We start from the raw sequence: 16,521 nt of genomic DNA, 5'->3' as shown, positions 1-16,521 counted from the left end.
CAGGGTGTAGATGTCGTCATTATCTTTCTTGCACGAGAGTTCGATCATAAGGGCGAATCCGAGCAGACACAAATACACCAGGCACTTCAGGCTTGCTCAGCCCAAGCTGGACTGCGCGGAAATGTGGTGTTGATCTGGGAGGATGTATTCGGGCGCCCGAAATTTAGGGCTCCTCAGAACCAACACGCATTCTTTAAAACGGCGAATGTAGGGGAATTATATGCGCAGCGTAACAGACGGCTTACGTGCAACTAGCTATCCGCTTAACTAAATTAAAGGAACCATCTTGCTGGACTTTTTAGGAAATCTCGAACGTACGCATACTTGTGGCGAGCTTCGCGCGGAAGACGCCGGGAAATCTGTTGTTCTGCTTGGATGGGTGAACCGTCGCCGGGATCATGGCAATTTGATCTTTCTCGATCTGCGGGACCGCTATGGCATTTCGCAGGTGGTGCTGGATAAGGACCTGAGTCCGGCGGGGCACGCGAAGGCGGAGCAAGCGCGGTCTGAGTATGTTGTCGCGGCGATTGGCAAGGTGCGCGTGCGTGGGAAGGATGCGATCAATCCCAAGATGGCGACGGGCGAGATTGAAATTGTTGCCGATGAGATTCGCATCCTGAACGATACGAAGGTGCCGCCGTTTTCTCCTGCCGAAGATGCCATTGGCAACGAAGAGGTGCGGCTAAAGTATCGCTATCTCGACCTGCGCCGCGCGGAGATGCAGCGCAATTTCGAGGTGCGCCATAAAGTCTCGTTCGCGGTGCGGCAATATCTTTCGGATCAAAACTTTTTTGAAGTCGAGACGCCGCTGATGACGCGGTCGACGCCTGAGGGCGCGCGCGATTATCTTGTGCCGAGCCGCGTGCATCCGGGGAGCTTCTATGCGCTGCCGCAGTCGCCGCAGTTGTTTAAGCAGATCCTGATGATCTCGGGATTCGACCGCTATTTTCAAATTGCGCGCTGCTTCCGCGATGAGGATTTTCGCGCGGATCGCCAGGCGGAGTTTACGCAGATCGACCTCGAGATGACGTTTCCGCAGCAGAAGACGATCTTCCGCATTGTTGAAGGATTTTTGTCAGCGGCGTTTACTGCTGTGGGTATTTCGCTGCCTGTGCCCTTCCCGCAGATTACCTATGACGAGGCGATGCGGCAGTTCGGTATAGACAAGCCTGATCTACGCCTGCCTGGGCTGACGGATGTGAAGGCAGCGTTTGCAGATGGCGATCTTGCGACGCTCGCGATTGATCCGGCGCTGCCGGTTGTTGCTCTGCGCATTCCTAAAGTAGGCGAGCTATCGCGCAAAGAACGCGATGATAACAAGCCGCTCTTCGATACGCGCAAGGGCGCGAAGTATATCGACGATTTGAAGCGGCTGGAGAAGTCTTTTCCGGACGCAGTTGTGAAGCTGCGTAAGCTGGCCAAGGCGGAAGATGGCGACCTCTTGATCATCATCGCTGGAGATGCTGCTTCGCATATCCAGGCGAGCGATACGAAGAGCGCGGGACGGCTTTCCGAGCGCGAGATCGCTGTTTATTCAGCTGCTGGAAATTTCAGAGTTGAGCTGGCGAAGAAGTATGCCGATCGGCATGGGGCGTTTGCGGTTACGGAGCAGGTGGTGGCTTCGCCGGAGCGCAACTCTGGTCTGGCGGATGGCTCGGCTGCGTTTCGTCCGATTTGGGTTACGGATTTTCCGATGTTCGAGCACGATCCGGAGACAGGCAAGTGGATGCCGGCGCATCATCCCTTCACGTCGCCGCACGAAGAAGACATGGACCGGCTGGTTTCCGATCCGGCAGCCGTGCGTGCGCGGTACTACGATCTCGCGATGAATGGGCTGGAGCTGGGCTCAGGGTCGATTCGTATTCACCGGCAGGATGTGCAGCAGCAGATCTTCCGTGCGTTGGGGATGTCGGATGAAGAGGCGAAGTCGCGCTTTGGCTTCTTCCTTGAGGCGTTGCAGTACGGTACGCCTCCGCATGGCGGGATTGCGCTTGGGCTCGATCGCCTGGTGATGATTTTGGCTGGGGCTTCAAGTCTGCGCGAAGTGATTGCCTTCCCCAAAACCGCAAAGGCCATCGATCTGATGGTCGATGCTCCAACTCCTGTCAGTGATGCGCAACTGAAAGAGTTACATATTAAAACAGTGCTCAAGAGCTAGCGGAAAAGCGGTCAGCTGAAGTCCGGTCAGCTAAGAAGCGGTCAGCGATAAAACGGCAAGCTAAAAAATAATGAAAACCAAGCATTTTCGTGACCTCCTGGTCTGGCAACGTTCCATGAAGTTGGCTCAGGAGATTTACGGCATTACCCAAAATTTTCCTAAGACTGAAATGTTCGGGCTTACCAGTCAACTTAGGCGGTCGGCCGTATCAGTGCCAAGCAACATTGCCGAAGGACATGGTCGTCTTTCGGACAAGGCATTCGCGGTATTTCTTGGACACGCACGCGGTTCTCTCTTTGAAATGGAGACGCAGATCGAGCTTGCCTTTAAGCTCGGCTTTATTCGCAATGAAGAGCTGGACCTACTGTTGCAAGAGTGCACAGAAATTGCTCGGATGCTCAATGGGCTTTTGACCACACTCAGCACGAAGTAACTGCTCTTAAAATATGCTGACCGAACCTTGGCTGACCGTCGTATCGCTGACCGCTTTTTAGCTGACAGGCTCTTAGCTTACTTCAGGTAGCCAAATTTGTAGACGACGCCGGCTGTTCCTGCGAATTCGTTCTGCGTGGAGAAGCCGTAGTGTGTAGGCTGCCAGTCGGCGGTAAAGCGGACCGACCACTTCTGGTTGAGGTTGTAATCCGCCCACGCTCCGGCAGCTGCGCCGAATGCGACTTTGTTGTTGTAGATTCCCACCTGAAAGGGCTGGGCGCCGGAGTTCTTGAACCCTTGATCGAAATTGCCGTCTGCGGCACCAATAAGCACGTGGAAGCCGGCAGCATAGTTCTCTTTGCGGATGAGCCGGAAATTTGGTCCAACCAGGTAGAGATGCTCCGACATGTTGGATGTGGTTACGTTATAGGCGTTCGGCGGCACGATGATCGTGCCGTAATAGCCGCGTATGGAAAATTCCAATCCAAAAAGCTGCTTGAACCAGGCGTTGAGATCGCCATTCCAGCCGTTCAGGTTAATGGCCGGAACCCCTCTTCCCGTCCCCGGATTGAAGTGGGAATAGGAATAGCCGCCGTAAACGTCGAAGCGCTGCTGATACTGCGGCAGGGTGGTGACAGGAGCGGTGGCCTGCACCTGCGCTCGAAGTGTCGTGGAAACAAAAGAGAATGCAAAAAGCGCCAGAGCTGCGAAAACGGGGCGAATTCTCAAAATCACGCTAGTTCTTCAAACCTCAATTTCTAAAGCGTCGCAAAGAGCGGCAAATATTCACGATACACGATTCAGCTAAGAAGCGGTCAGCTGGTAAGACGGTCAGCGAAGGTCCGGTCAGCTAAGAGACGGTCAGCGAAAGGAACTGGTTAGCCAACATGAGATTTTGTGTTTTCTGGGTACCAACTGTTTCATTGCTGCTCATCTGCTGACCGCTTCTCAGCTAACAGGACTTTCGCTGGGATTGCTTCTAGGCATTTCAATTCATCCAGCGGCGGTCGTTCGGGTCTTTTTCTGAGCCCGTGTAGCGGCCCTCTTTATCAAAGTGCACATCGCGGTTCTGCTTGCGCATGTAGACTTCAAATTTTTTCGCTGCACGGCGGCGTTTCCAGCGGTAGAAGTTGTTGCGCAGGCCGAAGTAGCGTTCGCTTGTGGCGATGGCATACCCGCGACGCGGCGCGGCCTTGATGTACAGGTAGCCGGCGAGCGCTCCGCCCAACTGACCCAGTGCATATACCCGGCTCGCGGAGAAGACCATGGCTACGGCGATCAACATGTACACGATGACCAGATATTTTGCCTTCATCGTCATCGGCAGCGGGAAGAGCATGAATTCCATATTGCCGTAGAGCACGCCGAAGGCGACCAGCAATCCGAAGATGCCGCCGAAGCAACCCATGATGGCGAAGGCCGAGAAGGCATCCGCACGCATGACCAGGCTCAGGCCAACGGCGGTCAATCCAGCTCCTACCACGCTGGTGAAGAATAGTTCAGCCAGCCAGCGCGGGCCGTGGTTCGATTCGAGAAAGCTGCCGAGGAACCAAAGTGACAGCATTTCGAGGGCTGTCCCGAGAATCCCCTGATGGAGGAATGAATAGGTGATGAGCTGCCAGAGATATCCATGCAGGAACAGCGGGGGAATGAGCGCGCCGAAGCGTACGACATCAGCGGCCAACGGCGCAGCGACCAGCCCCAGGATCAGCAGCAGGAAATAAGCGCCGACGTTCCAGAGAATGAGACGGCGCGTAAAACCGCGGAAGTCGGGGAAGTTGAGGATTCCGGCAGAACGTGGCATACAGGCTGTCTTATTCTCTCAGAATCCCCCGACCCTCGCCTATCGTTCCGGCAAGGGCGCGACGGCGGGGCTGCGGTGACCCTGCGCATCCACGGAGCGCACGCCGAAAATGACATTGTCCTTGGAAATCGGCAGCGTGCTCGAAAAATCTGAAGTGCCGGCTGAAGAAATCCCTTTATCGCTGGAAAACTGCCAGGTTGGAGATGTCATTTCTCTCCAGACCACCTCGTACTTTGTGCCGGACGGAGCATCTGCGCTGTTCCATTCGAGTGTGGTGTTGTTGTCGAGGTTTTTTGTCACGATACGAACATTCGACGGAGCAGGAGGTGCGGAGGCCAGCGTTGCCAGCGTGGCAGCGTTGAGTGCAGCCACGTGAGTCACATACTGGAAATCGACAAATTTGAGCAGATCGCCGTATTCGACGCCGTTTTCCGTGCGCACGTTTTGATGCTGGTGGTTAAAGTCCTCGCGCCACTCGGTAAAGCGCACGGCGGCGAAGCCCTCGCCGTTGAACGACGTATGGTCGCCACCGCGTAAAAAACGGTCACGGCGGAATTCGAGGACTGGCTCAAGAGAACCGGCGGTGCCCGATTTTCCCGTATTGCCGTGATAGGTTTCGCTCACGCCAAGGATCATGCGCGCCAGCTCACGCGAGGGCGAATCGCTTTCATAGCCCAGGGACTGGATGAGGCGGGCCTGCTCGGGCGTTGCCGATGCCGGGACGCCTTCGGAGAAGACACGCACCAGCGATTTGTTCTGCAGAGTGTCGCCGGGAGTGGTATTTCCGCCCACGATGTCATTGTTCAGCACGGCTTCCAGTTGCCATCCTTCGGATTTGGCAAGTTTGGCCAGGTGACGGCTGCCGTTCAAACCCTGCTCCTCACCTGCGACAGCTACGAAGACGATAGTCGCCGGAGGCTTGATTTTCGAGAGGACGCGCGCGCATTCGAGGCTCACGGCAACGCCGGAAGCGTCATCATTCGCGCCGGGGGCTTCGCCGTGTGTATCCAGAACATCGGAGTTGCGCGAATCGTAGTGTCCGGTGACCAGTACCATGCGCTTGGCCTGGACAGAGTCCGATCCGCGCAGGATGGCGTAGACATTCGAAATGGTGGTGGGCTGTGGAATACGGCTTTGTGGACTTTCGGTGAAGGTGTCCCGTCTTACCTCAAGGCATCCACCACAGGCTTCGGAGTAGCGCTTGAATTCCGACTCAATCCAGTCGGCGGCGGCGTTGGCTCCCTGTCCTGCGGGGAGGTCTTTGGTCATGCTGGAAAGCGTGTTGCGCGTGTGGAAACCAACTAATGTTTCAATCGTGCGTTGCATCTGCTGTGGAGAGATTTGCTGCAAAGCCTGTGCAATTGCAGGGTCGGCGGGCGCAGGACGAATCGGCGATCCAACGGCATCCAGATCGCGTGTTGTATTGTCAGAGGAAGCATGGGCGCCGGGTACGGAAATCACCGCTGCGATGGCTACTGCCATCGTGAGTCGTTTGAGGCGAACTTTCATCAGTTTCTCCAGAGAGGGTTCTAGACGAGGAATGGTTGAATTTCAAGTAAACGGCTTGACGTGCTGCCTGCTTCTCGTTAAAAACTAACGATGTTGCATCCTGAAATTTGTTCTAATCATCCTAATACTCCACTTTGAATTTGGAGGAACTATGCCCATTTGCCCTGAATGTGAGAGCGCGCTGGACTTCGATGAAGAAGAAGTCGAAGAAGGCGACGTGGTCGTCTGCGATGAATGCGGGACGGAGTTTGAAATCGTAGCTACGGATCCTCTTGAACTTTCCAAAGTAGAAGAAGACTACGAAGACGAAGACGAAGAAGTCGAAGAAGAGGACGAGGAATGAAGCAGTTTTTTCAAACTGCCGCGCGGCAGAGCTATCTGCGGGCAGCGGTGACGGTGTTATTTATAGTTTGCCTGCTGGTTCCCTTGGCTGGTTTTGCCCAAAGTGATGCAGCCCGGTCGGTCGAAGGTAAAGTATACGGAGCGCAAAGTGTCCCGCAGAGCAGCGCGGTCGTCTATCTGCAGGACTCGAAGACGAACAACATCAAGAGCTTCATATCGACCCAGGATGGCAGCTATCGTTTCGGTCAGCTTTCCCCCGACGTTGATTATCAGCTGTGGGCTGAGTACAAGGGGAAGAAGAGCGACAAGAAGACGATCAGCTCGTTCAACTCAAAAAAGCAGCTCTTTATTGATCTACACCTGAAGGACTAGAAGGACTAGCGAAAGCGTGGAACGTTCTTATTCCACGCTGCAGATCAGGCACTTCAGGTATTCCGTTTCCGGAATCGTCAGGATAGCGGGATGGTCCGCTGCGGCGCCGCGTCGCTCGATAAGGCGCACGCGGCGGCCAGTGTCTCCTGCCGCAGTTGCTACCACCTGTTGAAAATCAGCCAGGGAAACATGGTGCGAACAAGAGCACGTCACGAGCGTGCCTCCGGGGCGCAGCATCTTCATCGCACGCAGATTCAGTTCCTTATAACCACGCAGCGCTCCCTCGACGGCCCGTTTTGATTTCGCGAAGGCGGGCGGGTCGAGCACAATGGTGTCATAAACAGCACCTGAAGCGCTCCAATCGCGGAGCAGATCGAAAGCGTTCGCTTCCATCCAGTCCACGTTCGAGGCATGGAGCTGAGCGGCATTGGCGGCAAGATTTTTCTCGGCAACTTCAAGCGCTGTGCGGGAAACGTCGACTCCGGTTACACGAGGACAGCTTCGAGCAAGGTGCAATGCGAATCCGCCTTGATAGGTGCACACATCAAGCGCTTCTCCGTGGGCATAGCGCGCAGCAGCGGCGTAATTCTCGCGCTGATCCAGAAACGCTCCGGTTTTCTGCCCGGCAGTTGCGTCGTAGTGAAAGGTCAGTCCGTTGAGCCGGAAATCCGTGCTGAGAAGCGGATGTTCCTCTTCCGCTGCGTAAAGCGGCGTTGCGGAAGGAGCGCTTAGTTGCTCCAACTCACGGATACGCGGGTCAGGCCGCTCCACAATGGTTGCCGGGGCAAGCTCCTCGTGAAGTACATCCGTTGCCAGCGTGCGGATTTCATCGTTGTCCAGAGGCTTGGTGAGCAGTTGAAGAATCACCAGTTCGCCATACTTGTCGGCAATCAGGCCGGGCAGCGCGTCAGCCTCGCTGAAAACCAGACGGCAGGCATTGGTCTGAGCGCTGAGCATGGAAAGGCGCAAGCGGATGGCGGACTGAAGGCGCGCACGTACCAGGTCAAGCCACTGTTTCCAGTCAATCAGGCTCGCCGAGACCAGGCGCAAAGTAATCTGTGAGGCCGGGCTGTAGAGCGCAGTACCAAGAGGAATGCCGCGATGATCGGCCACTGCAACCAGGCCCGAGGGCTCGCCCTCGACGCTTTCCATGTCCGATTGGTAAACCCAGACATGACCTGCGCGAATGCGATCCGCCGCACGACGGGAGATGATTGCTACCGAACCGTTGAACTCGACCGGAGGCGCAGTTGCAGACGTCGACCGTGCCGCTTGATTGCGTTTCGTATGCTTCTCTGTCTTACGTGCAGGCATCGTTTCATCTTCGCACGGCGCAAATGGCACGATCTCCAATGAAAGCTGCCTAAATTGGCACAGTCAGCGGCAGGAACGGATTCCCGTAATGCCGTAATTGCAGTCCAAGCCTATAATCAAGTATGGCAACTGCGCAAAGCGCGTCAGTGCAACCCGCAAAGCCCGTTCCGGTAGTCGATCCTTTTGCGCCCCGCGTGGAGAAGTTGATAGCGACTGTCCGCGCCAATCGCCCCAGCGACGATACAGAAATTATCCGCAAAGCCTGGGAATTTTGCCTGGAGCATCATAAGGGCCAACTACGGGCCTCCGGTGAGCCGTATGTCCTTCATCCGCTTGAGGTTGCTCTTGTACTCGCAGAGATGAAACTGGATTCGACGGCCATCGCCGCCGGTCTATTGCACGATGCCGTCGAAGACACCCCGGTTACCACTGCGGACATCACAGCTAAATTCGGCGAGCAGGTGGCGCACATTGTGGAGGGCGTCACCAAGATCGACAAAATCCAGTTCGCGAACAAAGAAGATCGCCAGGCGGAGAACGTCCGCAAAATGCTGCTGGCCATGGTCAGCGATGTGCGCGTTGTCCTGATCAAGCTTGCTGACCGGCTGCACAACATGCGCACGCTCGAGCATTTGCCTCCGGATAAGCAACAGGGTATTGCCCGCGAAACGCTGGATATTTACGCACCGCTCGCGCATCGCCTGGGAATGGGCAAGGTGCGCGGCGAGTTGGAAGATCTTGCCTTCCGATTCGTCGATCCCTATGCCTACCAGCAGGTGCACGATGCCGTCGAAGAACGGCGCAGCGAAGGCGAGCAGTTTCTTGCGGGAGTAGACGCGCTGCTGCAGGAGAAGTTGCGCGAGCACAACATCAAGGCGCGCGTCGAGTGGCGTATCAAGCGTCTCTACAGCGTGAACCAGAAGCTGATCAAGGCGCGCACGACGGTCGATCAGGTTTACGATCTGCTTGCCCTGCGCGTCATCACGACGAGCGTGCAGGACTGTTACGCCGTCTTCGGGCTGATCCACAGCATATGGCGTCCTGTACCGGGACGAATTAAAGACTTCATCGCCATGCCGCGGCCTAATTTGTATCAATCACTGCACACAACGGTGATGGGCGAGGGCGGACATCAATTCGAAGTGCAGATTCGCACCGAAGAGATGCACCGTATCGCCGAGGAAGGCATCGCAGCGCATTGGAAGTATAAGGCCAGCGGCTCGCCCATCAGCGCACGTGATGAGCAACGGCTGGCGTGGGTTCGTCAGCTGGTCGAATGGCAGCGCGAGATGAGCGATCCGAATGAATTTCTTTCGACGCTCAAGATCGATCTGTATCCGGAAGAGGTTTACACCTTCACGCCGAAGGGCAAAGTCGTCGTTCTTCCCAAAGATGCCAGCCCGCTTGATTTCGCCTACGCCATTCACACCGAAGTCGGGCACTCGTGCATCGGAGCGAAGGTCAATGGGCGGATGGCTCCACTGCGATCCAAGCTGCGCAATGGCGATATTGTTGAAGTCGTCACGCAGAACGGCCACACGCCGAGCCGTGACTGGCTGACCTTCGTTAAGAGCTCGCGCGCGCGTAACAAAATCAAGCACTGGCTCAATGAGCACCAGCGTGAGCGCGCTATTGAAATTGGCCGCAAGCTGCTGGAACGCGAGGCGAGGAAGTACAAGATATCGCTTTCGAAATTCGAGGATTCGGATTACGAGCGCATTGCCGCTGAATACAGCGTAGCGACGCCGAATGACCTTCTGGCTGCGGTTGGCTTCGGCAAATATTCGGCGCGGCAGGTGCTCAACCGCCTTGCACCCGGCGTCACCAGCCAGCAAACGGCTGAGACCGATGCCGCCGTCTCAGGGGTTGCCGATGCGGTCAAGCGCGTCTCAATGGCGAGCGGCGCCGATTCACTGCAGGTAGAAGGGCAGAATGAATTGCTGGTCTATCGCGCGCGATGTTGCAATCCCATACGCGGCGAAGAGATCATCGGCTACGTTACGCGCGGTAAGGGAGTTGCCGTGCATGCGCGCAGTTGCCCGAATGTTCAGAACCTGTTGTATGAGTCCGACCGGCGCATCTCGGTGGAGTGGGCACGCCCAACCGAGGACACACCCGGACGCACACAGACTTACCCAGTAAAGCTGACTGTCTACTGCGACGACCGGGCCGGCATGCTGAAGGAAATGACCGCTGTGATCAGCGACGACAATACAAATATCCGTTCGGTTGACTCAAAGCCCGGCACAAATAATGACGCCACCGTCGAATTTATCGTTGACGCCGAAGATGTGCGGCACCTGAATCGGCTGGTTCAAGGGCTCCGCCGCGTGCCCGGTGTGCGCGATGTGCAACGTTCGCAAAAGCTTTAGGGTCGCGCCAAAGGCCGCTCCGCTCGTGTACACTGAGGAAGACCCCCGTGTCGGGACGTGGCTCAGCCTGGTAGAGCACTCGCTTGGGGTGCGAGGGGTCGGCAGTTCAAATCTGCCCGTCCCGACCATTTCACACTTATATCCCCCTTAACATCTGTTGTTTTCCTTTCGTTTTTCTTCAGAAAGAATTTTGGGAACTAAGCGCGTTAACTGAGCGTACCCTCCTACGAAGACTTTCGTCTTTATTGCGTAGGAGTGTGACACATGACAGTCCAATGGCTTAGCCTGGCAATCGGATCGGTATCGGGCGCGATACTGGGGGTTGTTGGTTTTTGGCAGATTGGCACGAGATGGCGGAAATGGTCAGAGCGTCAGGCGCTGACGAAAGAATTTGCTTCTCTGGCCGGTCTCTACGCGACCTATCGTGTGAAGGATGATGGGACACACGAGTCCACTGGTGGAACCATTGAAATCACATGGCAAGCCAAGGATGGCTTGCTCGAAGCGGCTGGGTTCCAGTCAAACGGCCACCCGGAATGGCATAGCTACATCAAAATGAGCCGGGAATACGCCGGAGCGGGCACCGGCCATTACAACAATTCAAATTCGATCCATGGCGGCATTCAGCAGGTCATATATTCGAAGCAAAACCATTCCTTCAACGTGATGGGAACGAGCCACACGAAGGCGCAGTTCAGTCATTTTTGGAAACGCAAGGACTGACAGCTTGTACTTTGTACTGCGGCTTCGCGTAACTGTATGAGATCCGATCCGCGTGTGAGCATTCCTCCTTCTTTCACCTATCGCAGCTTTCGTTACTTTCTTCAAGCGATTCTGGCTTAGACTGGTGCTTTAAGGAGATCGAGTAGTGGAAGCCATCAGAAATGAGTTTTTTGTTCAGGCGGAAGAGCGCATCGAGCGCTATAACCTTTTGAAGCATCCCTTTTACACGGCTTGGACGGCAGGGGAGTTAACTCGTGAAGATCTGAGGGAATACGCCGCGGAATACTGGCATCATGTGTCTGCTTTCCCCTCATATCTGAGCGCGCTGCATTCTCGGCTCGATGACTGTGTGACGCGGCGGATGGTGGCCACCAATCTTGCCGATGAAGAAGGCGTCGGCGCGCCGGATGGTCGGGCACATAGCGATCTGTGGATGGATTTCGCTAGAGGCATGGGGGCTAACGAAGTCGAGGTGAAGACACGTGCGCCACGACCGGAAACTCAGCGGTTGATCTCTTCATTCAGGAGCATTGCTAGCGAAGGGAGTACCGCAGCCGCTCTGGCCGCATTCTATGCGTATGAATCGCGTGTTCCGGCGATTGCGCATGAGAAGGCCGCTGGGCTAAAGGACCACTATGGCGCAGACGCGGCTACGATGCGCTATTTCACATTGCATCAGACAGCGGATGTATTGCATGCCGATGTCTGGCGCACGTTGATTGCCGGCGAACTGGCCAAGAGTCCGGAATCGGCTCCGGAGGCGCTCACGGCGGCAGAGCAGACTGCGGCTGCGTTATGGTTTGCCCTTGATGGCGTGGAGCGGAATCGACAGGCGCGCAGGTCTCTCACAACGGCAAACGCCTGACGCGACTTCCAAAACTGAACTTAGAGGGTGCGATCGCATCGCACCCTTTTACTTTTGAAGTGACGTCGGTTCCGGAGAAGATGTCCCACGCTTGCGCGCAGCAACCAGCGCCTGTGGCAGCGTGGTATGAATCCGCATCTGGCAATTCTTGCAGCGAACGGGATATTTAAGTGCCATGAGAAGAGGAACATCCCGCAGACGAAGCCTGGAGAGGCGAAAGCGATCGGAATAGCAATCAGGGCAAAGCATAACAGGATTACTAAAGGACATAAGACCCTTAGATGCCGCCTTCGCGTCTATTATTGCCCAGTAATAGGACAAATTCCCAGCGCAACTTTTCACACGAGTTCCCGCCGAAACTGGGGTACTGTATCTCTACAATCGCTTCGCCGGAGTGCTGCCATGGTCTGGGACGTCTCGTTCACGTGCGATATCTGTGGGAAGAAGAAGGGTGAAGCCAATCATTGGTGGATGGTGATGCTGGGTGATGTGCCTTGTTTCGACCAAGGCCAGCCTTCTCATCGGTTCACGTTGCTGCCGTGGAACATGGCTGAGAGTCGTAACCCTGACATATATCACCTGTGCGGGCAGAGTTGCGCCATGACGGCCATGGAGCGCTTCATGACGCATGGCTCGATTGAGTCCGAGCTTGCAGCCCACTCGCGCCGCTGACGGTTATTCTCCGAAGAGATTGGGGCGCTCGATGGGTGTTGTTTTTCTCGATTTGCGGTCGTGCGGAATCGGAGCCGGCGAAACGGAAAGCATCCCCAGCAGCTCTTTTAATTCTTTCCGGAGACGTTGCAACCGCACTTCACTCTTGTCCTTCTTGAGCCCGGCCAACTCTGCTCGCAAAGGAAGCTCTGACTGCGAGTTGTGTGCCTTGCGCGCTTCGCGCCCTTCGGATTGCAGCAACTGGCGTGCGCCCGCAATTGTGTAGCCTTCTTCGTGCAGCAGATGCTTGATCTGTAGCGCCATTTCCACGTCACGCTTGCGATAGAGACGCTGCCCAGTTCCGCTCTTATTCGGCTTGAGTTGAGGAAATTCCGACTCCCAGAAGCGGAGAACATAGGACTGCACTTTGCAAAGCCGGGCGACTTCGCCGATGCGAAAGTACAGCTTGTCTGGAATGGCGGTGGATGCCGCTCCTCGTTGTGTGGCGTGTTTTTGCTTCTGCATGGAAAGCCCGGATGGCCCAAGTGCTGCCGCTCCCAGAAGTATAGGCCACCCGACCGATGCTTATGCAATAGAAACCATCGCCTATGCGAGACGCAATGACTCAGCTTCGTCAGCCGTGATCGGTTCGCGTGACGGAACAGCGCCGCCGGCGGCACGCAGGTACTGCACAGGCCAGGCGATTCTCTGTCCGAGATCATCGGCTGCGTGCAACGCCCAGTAGGGATCGCGCAGGAATTCGCGTGCCATCAGCACCAGGTCTGCCTGACCGGTGCGCAGAATGTGATCGGCCTGCGCTGGTTCGGTAATCATACCTACGGTGCCGGTCAGAACTCCGGTATGCCTGCGAATCTGCTCGGAAAAATGAGTCTGGTATCCGGGGCCAACGGGAATCTTCACTCCCGGAACCAGCCCCCCCGATGAAACATCGATCAGATCCACTTTGCGCAGCCGCAATTGCGCGGCGAGTGCGATTGAGCTTTGCACGTTCCATCCTGCGTCGGCCCAATCAGTTGCCGAAATGCGGACGAAAAGAGGCTTTTCTTCGGGCCACCAATCGCGCACGGCATCCACTACCTGCATGAGAAAGCGCAAGCGGTTCTCCAGCGAGCTACCGTATGTGTCACTGCGATGATTACTTAATGGGCTGAGGAACTCATGCAATAAATAGCCGTGTGCTGCGTGAATCTCGATGACGTCGAATCCGGCGAGCACGGCACGACGAGCCGCCTGCGCAAAGGCTTCGACGATGCGCTTGATTCCCGCTTCATCCAACTGTGTCGGCTGCTTGTAATGTGGTGCGAATGGAATCGGACTGGGCGCTACCACTTCATCCCATCCACCTTCTTCGACGGCCATGATGCGCTCGCCCATCCATGGCGGGCTCATGCTTGCCTTGCGCCCCGCATGCGCAAGCTGGACACCGGCGAAGGCTCCAAGACCATGCAGGAAATCAACGATCCGCTTGAGTGGAATGATATGCTCGTCCTTCCACAGGCCAAGATCACGGGGGCTGATGCGGCCTTCTGCCGTGACGGCTGTTGCCTCCGTTATGACCAGGCTGGCGCCGCCGGCCGCTCGGCTGCCGAGATGTACCAAATGCCAATCGTTTGCGAAACCATCTTCAGACGAGTACTGACACATGGGAGATACCACGATCCGGTTCGGCAGCGTAATGTTTCCAATTTCAAGCGGAGCAAAAAGACTAGCTACATTGTCGGCGGCCATGGCAATGATCTCCTCAAAGCGGAAGCATCTCATCTTCCGAACGTTATCCCGTTAAGATGCAGCGAAGAGGAGTTGGTCGCAGGATAGAGACAAGGCCGCAGTGTCGACCGCAGCCTTGTCTCTCGAATACGTATTAGCGGTGCGGTGACGGACGCGGTGACTCCTGATGAGGTACGGACTCCGTATGCGATGGCCACTCCCGATCCTGCGGCACACCCGCAGGCTTGCCTTGGCGCAGATTGTCGATTTGCTGCGGTTCGAGTGGGCGTCCGGGATGCGAATCCATCGCCTTCTGCTTTTCTTCGAACTTCGGCTGCTGAGGCGGTGGCTGAGTGCGCGTGACTAACGGGCGTGGCTCGGTTTGTTGACGGTTCAGGTTTTCTTCAGGCACAACGGGCCTCGATGGCTGGTTCCCAGTCGTGGGACGCGGTTGCTGTAGATTTCCTGCCTCCTGATGCGTTGGGGTTCGTGGCACATTCTGTAAAGGAGCACCAGGCCTTGCCTGCTCTTCCTGGCCGCCATGAACCAGCAACGTTGGCCGCGTTGTTGCTACTCGAACAGTATTTACCGGATGCGGAACCTTGGCTTCCATGGTGGGCGAAATGGATGGATGCGGGATGACCTGGGCGTGCTCAATCTGCGACGGGTCGACGCGCACCATGTTTTCGCGCACCGGATGCGCGGAAGCAAATGCGTTCCCGTTTACTGCTGTGAATGCGCGTGTGCGGTTGGCGTAGTTGATGTGAACATCGTTCAGGTTGTTCACATGATTGATAAAGGTGTTGTAGTTGTTGACTACAGTCACATTGCGGATGCGCGTGATGTTGATATTCGTCACGTTGATATTGCGAATATAAGTAGTGCTGCAGTGGTACCAGGGATAAAACGGCTCGCCTGGTCCCAACGGAAACCATGCTGCGACGCCGCCCACGCCTACGGCAAATCCTCCACCGCCTGCGAAGGCGACAAAAGCAGGTGACCACACCGGATAAGCTACGATCGGCCCGGGTATCCAGCCCCAGCGCGAACCAATGAAGGCCCAGCGGCCATAGTGGAACGGCGCATATCCCCACGGCTCATCTTCTACCCATGTCCATCCCCACGGCCCAACCCAGACCCAGTGGCCGAAACGGTATGGAACCCAGTCAACAGCGACTCCACCGGGGTACCATACGGGACCATAGTCGGCATCGTTTGACCATGCGCCGTATCCGTCCAGATCGTCGTAACCCACTACGTTGCGGCCCACATATTGTCCTGCCTGCGCATTCAGGATGTGCCGGTCTCGATCGACGCACCAGCTATCGAACGCATCCGGATTAGGAACCTGGATGGAGGCAATCTGAATTGGATTGGTTCCTTGAAGCTGGATCGATTGTCCGGCGTTGACGTATTCCGAGAGGCCCGGACCTGTCACCTGCACCTGCCCACTGTTGACAGTAACCACGGTACCGCCGTCGCTGGTGTAGGAGTCGACGCGAAAATCGCCTGGCTGAACAACTGTCAGCGAACCGTTCGGTGTGTCGACCTCAACCTGCGCACCGGGATTCAGGGAAAACGTGCGCACCCGTATGCTGCCTTGTGCCAAGCCCAGTTGTGTCAATTGATCGGCGAGATTCGTGAAGGTGAGGTCGGTCGTCTGCCACATGCGTACTGCCATTGAGCCCAGCTGTATTTCGGCGCGAGAATTCTGATCACTGTAAATGCGATCGCCTGTCGCGACGGGATAGTTTTCTGCTACCTGGCTCCATTGGTCCACGTCGGCAGGCTGAACGGAAACGCTTCCCTGCATGGCATGCAGCCGCCCAACGACTGCAGGCGGATCATCCGCATCCGCATGAAGTGGTGATGCGCTGCAGGCAAGCGAGACCGCACAGGCAAGCACTGCGAGGAGATTTCTACCGGCTGACATCGTTATCTTTCCTCCGAAACACAAGCTTCCAGCATGTTCCCAGTCGTTGTAACACCAAGATGGATGGGGTGACGCGCATGAAATGGATGGGGCGGCAGAGTACAACAAAAAGAGGCTCCCGCGCGTGGGAAGCCTCCTAATTACATCCCAATGCGACTGCCAAACAATGAACGCAATCTTTTTGCCTCCGCAAAGAACCCCTCCCTAAGTAGGTTCCTCTAGAGAATGCGTTAACTTGCCCTACGGATAGAAGCAAATCAAGCAGCCGTCATATATGTTGTATCCGGCGTGGAGATATGTCAAGAAAATTGCACAAGA

At 56.0% G+C, this 16,521-nt stretch carries 15 protein-coding genes and 1 tRNA gene; 9 read left to right on the top strand and 7 right to left on the bottom strand.

The window, feature by feature from the left end; genetic code table 11:
• Positions 1-286: 286 nt before the first annotated feature.
• Together aspS and H7849_RS23270 are read left to right on the top strand one after the other, a co-directional pair.
• Entirely contained in the window at positions 287-2,158 is a 1,872-nt protein-coding gene (gene aspS, locus H7849_RS23275; RefSeq protein WP_186742873.1) for an aspartate--tRNA ligase, read from the top strand.
• A gap of 70 nt (positions 2,159-2,228) precedes the next feature.
• Positions 2,229-2,591, top strand: a complete 363-nt coding sequence (locus tag H7849_RS23270; protein WP_186742872.1) for a four helix bundle protein — start codon at positions 2,229-2,231, stop codon at positions 2,589-2,591.
• 77 nt (positions 2,592-2,668) lie between these two features.
• Here the strand turns inward: H7849_RS23270 and H7849_RS23265 are convergent, their stop codons facing one another.
• From H7849_RS23265 to H7849_RS23255, 3 genes are all read right to left on the bottom strand, one after another.
• Positions 2,669-3,325, bottom strand: coding sequence for a hypothetical protein (locus H7849_RS23265; protein ID WP_186742871.1), 657 nt, complete (start codon positions 3,323-3,325; stop codon positions 2,669-2,671).
• A gap of 253 nt (positions 3,326-3,578) precedes the next feature.
• Entirely contained in the window at positions 3,579-4,394 is an 816-nt protein-coding gene (locus tag H7849_RS23260) for a rhomboid family intramembrane serine protease (protein WP_186742870.1), read from the bottom strand.
• A gap of 39 nt (positions 4,395-4,433) precedes the next feature.
• Complete coding sequence (locus H7849_RS23255) at positions 4,434-5,903, bottom strand: M28 family metallopeptidase (RefSeq protein WP_186742869.1); 1,470 nt, start codon at positions 5,901-5,903, stop codon at positions 4,434-4,436.
• 151 nt (positions 5,904-6,054) lie between these two features.
• On the opposite strand from H7849_RS23255, the gene H7849_RS23250 reads away from it, so the two are divergent.
• Together H7849_RS23250 and H7849_RS23245 are read left to right on the top strand one after the other, a co-directional pair.
• The gene (locus H7849_RS23250; RefSeq protein ID WP_186742868.1) at positions 6,055-6,246 is read left to right on the top strand and encodes a hypothetical protein; all 192 of its coding nucleotides are present in this window, start codon (positions 6,055-6,057) and stop codon (positions 6,244-6,246) included.
• Positions 6,243-6,617, top strand: coding sequence for a carboxypeptidase-like regulatory domain-containing protein (locus tag H7849_RS23245; protein ID WP_186742867.1), 375 nt, complete (start codon positions 6,243-6,245; stop codon positions 6,615-6,617). The genes H7849_RS23250 and H7849_RS23245 overlap by 4 nt, the downstream gene beginning before the upstream one ends.
• A gap of 27 nt (positions 6,618-6,644) precedes the next feature.
• On the opposite strand, the gene H7849_RS23240 is transcribed toward H7849_RS23245, so the two are convergent.
• Positions 6,645-7,931, bottom strand: a complete 1,287-nt coding sequence (locus tag H7849_RS23240; protein ID WP_186742866.1) for a class I SAM-dependent rRNA methyltransferase — start codon at positions 7,929-7,931, stop codon at positions 6,645-6,647.
• A gap of 122 nt (positions 7,932-8,053) precedes the next feature.
• Between H7849_RS23240 and H7849_RS23235 the strand changes: the two genes are divergently transcribed.
• The 5 genes from H7849_RS23235 to H7849_RS23215 all read left to right on the top strand — a co-directional run bounded on the left by H7849_RS23235 (position 8,054) and on the right by H7849_RS23215 (position 12,563).
• Complete coding sequence (locus H7849_RS23235) at positions 8,054-10,303, top strand: RelA/SpoT family protein (RefSeq protein WP_186742865.1); 2,250 nt, start codon at positions 8,054-8,056, stop codon at positions 10,301-10,303.
• A gap of 51 nt (positions 10,304-10,354) precedes the next feature.
• Positions 10,355-10,431 (top strand) — tRNA-Pro (locus H7849_RS23230).
• Positions 10,432-10,567: 136 nt separating this feature from the next.
• Positions 10,568-11,026: a hypothetical protein gene (locus tag H7849_RS23225; protein ID WP_186742864.1), complete on the top strand. Its 459-nt coding sequence runs from the start codon at positions 10,568-10,570 to the stop codon at positions 11,024-11,026.
• Between the two features lie 145 nt (positions 11,027-11,171).
• Positions 11,172-11,891 (top strand): CADD family putative folate metabolism protein, encoded by a 720-nt coding sequence (locus H7849_RS23220; protein WP_251106434.1) that lies wholly within the window; start codon positions 11,172-11,174, stop codon positions 11,889-11,891.
• Positions 11,892-12,293: 402 nt separating this feature from the next.
• Positions 12,294-12,563: a hypothetical protein gene (locus H7849_RS23215; RefSeq protein ID WP_186742863.1), complete on the top strand. Its 270-nt coding sequence runs from the start codon at positions 12,294-12,296 to the stop codon at positions 12,561-12,563.
• A gap of 3 nt (positions 12,564-12,566) precedes the next feature.
• Here H7849_RS23215 and H7849_RS23210 read toward each other — a convergent pair whose 3' ends face one another.
• From H7849_RS23210 to H7849_RS23200, 3 genes are all read right to left on the bottom strand, one after another.
• Positions 12,567-13,067 (bottom strand): MerR family transcriptional regulator, encoded by a 501-nt coding sequence (locus tag H7849_RS23210; RefSeq protein WP_186742862.1) that lies wholly within the window; start codon positions 13,065-13,067, stop codon positions 12,567-12,569.
• A gap of 81 nt (positions 13,068-13,148) precedes the next feature.
• The gene (locus tag H7849_RS23205; protein WP_186742861.1) at positions 13,149-14,291 is read right to left on the bottom strand and encodes an NADH:flavin oxidoreductase/NADH oxidase; all 1,143 of its coding nucleotides are present in this window, start codon (positions 14,289-14,291) and stop codon (positions 13,149-13,151) included.
• A gap of 133 nt (positions 14,292-14,424) precedes the next feature.
• Complete coding sequence (locus H7849_RS23200; RefSeq protein ID WP_186742860.1) at positions 14,425-16,203, bottom strand: FecR family protein; 1,779 nt, start codon at positions 16,201-16,203, stop codon at positions 14,425-14,427.
• Positions 16,204-16,521 lie beyond the last annotated feature (318 nt).

Origin of the sequence: Alloacidobacterium dinghuense, from assembly GCF_014274465.1 — a bacterium.
GTDB lineage: Bacteria > Acidobacteriota > Terriglobia > Terriglobales > Acidobacteriaceae > Alloacidobacterium > Alloacidobacterium dinghuense.
Note: the sequence above shows the minus strand (reverse complement) of the source record. Positions and strands in the feature narration are given on the sequence as shown.

What these genes read in the sequence shown, in the direction of transcription:
- H7849_RS23270 (WP_186742872.1), top strand. Translation starts at nt 2,229, where the DNA reads ATGAAAACCAAGCATTTTCGTGACCTCCTGGTCTGGCAACGTTCCATG.
- H7849_RS23260 (WP_186742870.1), bottom strand. Translation starts at nt 4,394, where the DNA reads ATGCCACGTTCTGCCGGAATCCTCAACTTCCCCGACTTCCGCGGTTTT.
- H7849_RS23255 (WP_186742869.1), bottom strand. Translation starts at nt 5,903, where the DNA reads ATGAAAGTTCGCCTCAAACGACTCACGATGGCAGTAGCCATCGCAGCG.
- H7849_RS23250 (WP_186742868.1), top strand. Translation starts at nt 6,055, where the DNA reads ATGCCCATTTGCCCTGAATGTGAGAGCGCGCTGGACTTCGATGAAGAA.
- H7849_RS23245 (WP_186742867.1), top strand. Translation starts at nt 6,243, where the DNA reads ATGAAGCAGTTTTTTCAAACTGCCGCGCGGCAGAGCTATCTGCGGGCA.
- H7849_RS23240 (WP_186742866.1), bottom strand. Translation starts at nt 7,931, where the DNA reads ATGCCTGCACGTAAGACAGAGAAGCATACGAAACGCAATCAAGCGGCA.
- H7849_RS23235 (WP_186742865.1), top strand. Translation starts at nt 8,054, where the DNA reads ATGGCAACTGCGCAAAGCGCGTCAGTGCAACCCGCAAAGCCCGTTCCG.
- H7849_RS23225 (WP_186742864.1), top strand. Translation starts at nt 10,568, where the DNA reads ATGACAGTCCAATGGCTTAGCCTGGCAATCGGATCGGTATCGGGCGCG.
- H7849_RS23215 (WP_186742863.1), top strand. Translation starts at nt 12,294, where the DNA reads ATGGTCTGGGACGTCTCGTTCACGTGCGATATCTGTGGGAAGAAGAAG.
- H7849_RS23210 (WP_186742862.1), bottom strand. Translation starts at nt 13,067, where the DNA reads ATGCAGAAGCAAAAACACGCCACACAACGAGGAGCGGCATCCACCGCC.
- H7849_RS23205 (WP_186742861.1), bottom strand. Translation starts at nt 14,291, where the DNA reads ATGGCCGCCGACAATGTAGCTAGTCTTTTTGCTCCGCTTGAAATTGGA.
- H7849_RS23200 (WP_186742860.1), bottom strand. Translation starts at nt 16,203, where the DNA reads ATGTCAGCCGGTAGAAATCTCCTCGCAGTGCTTGCCTGTGCGGTCTCG.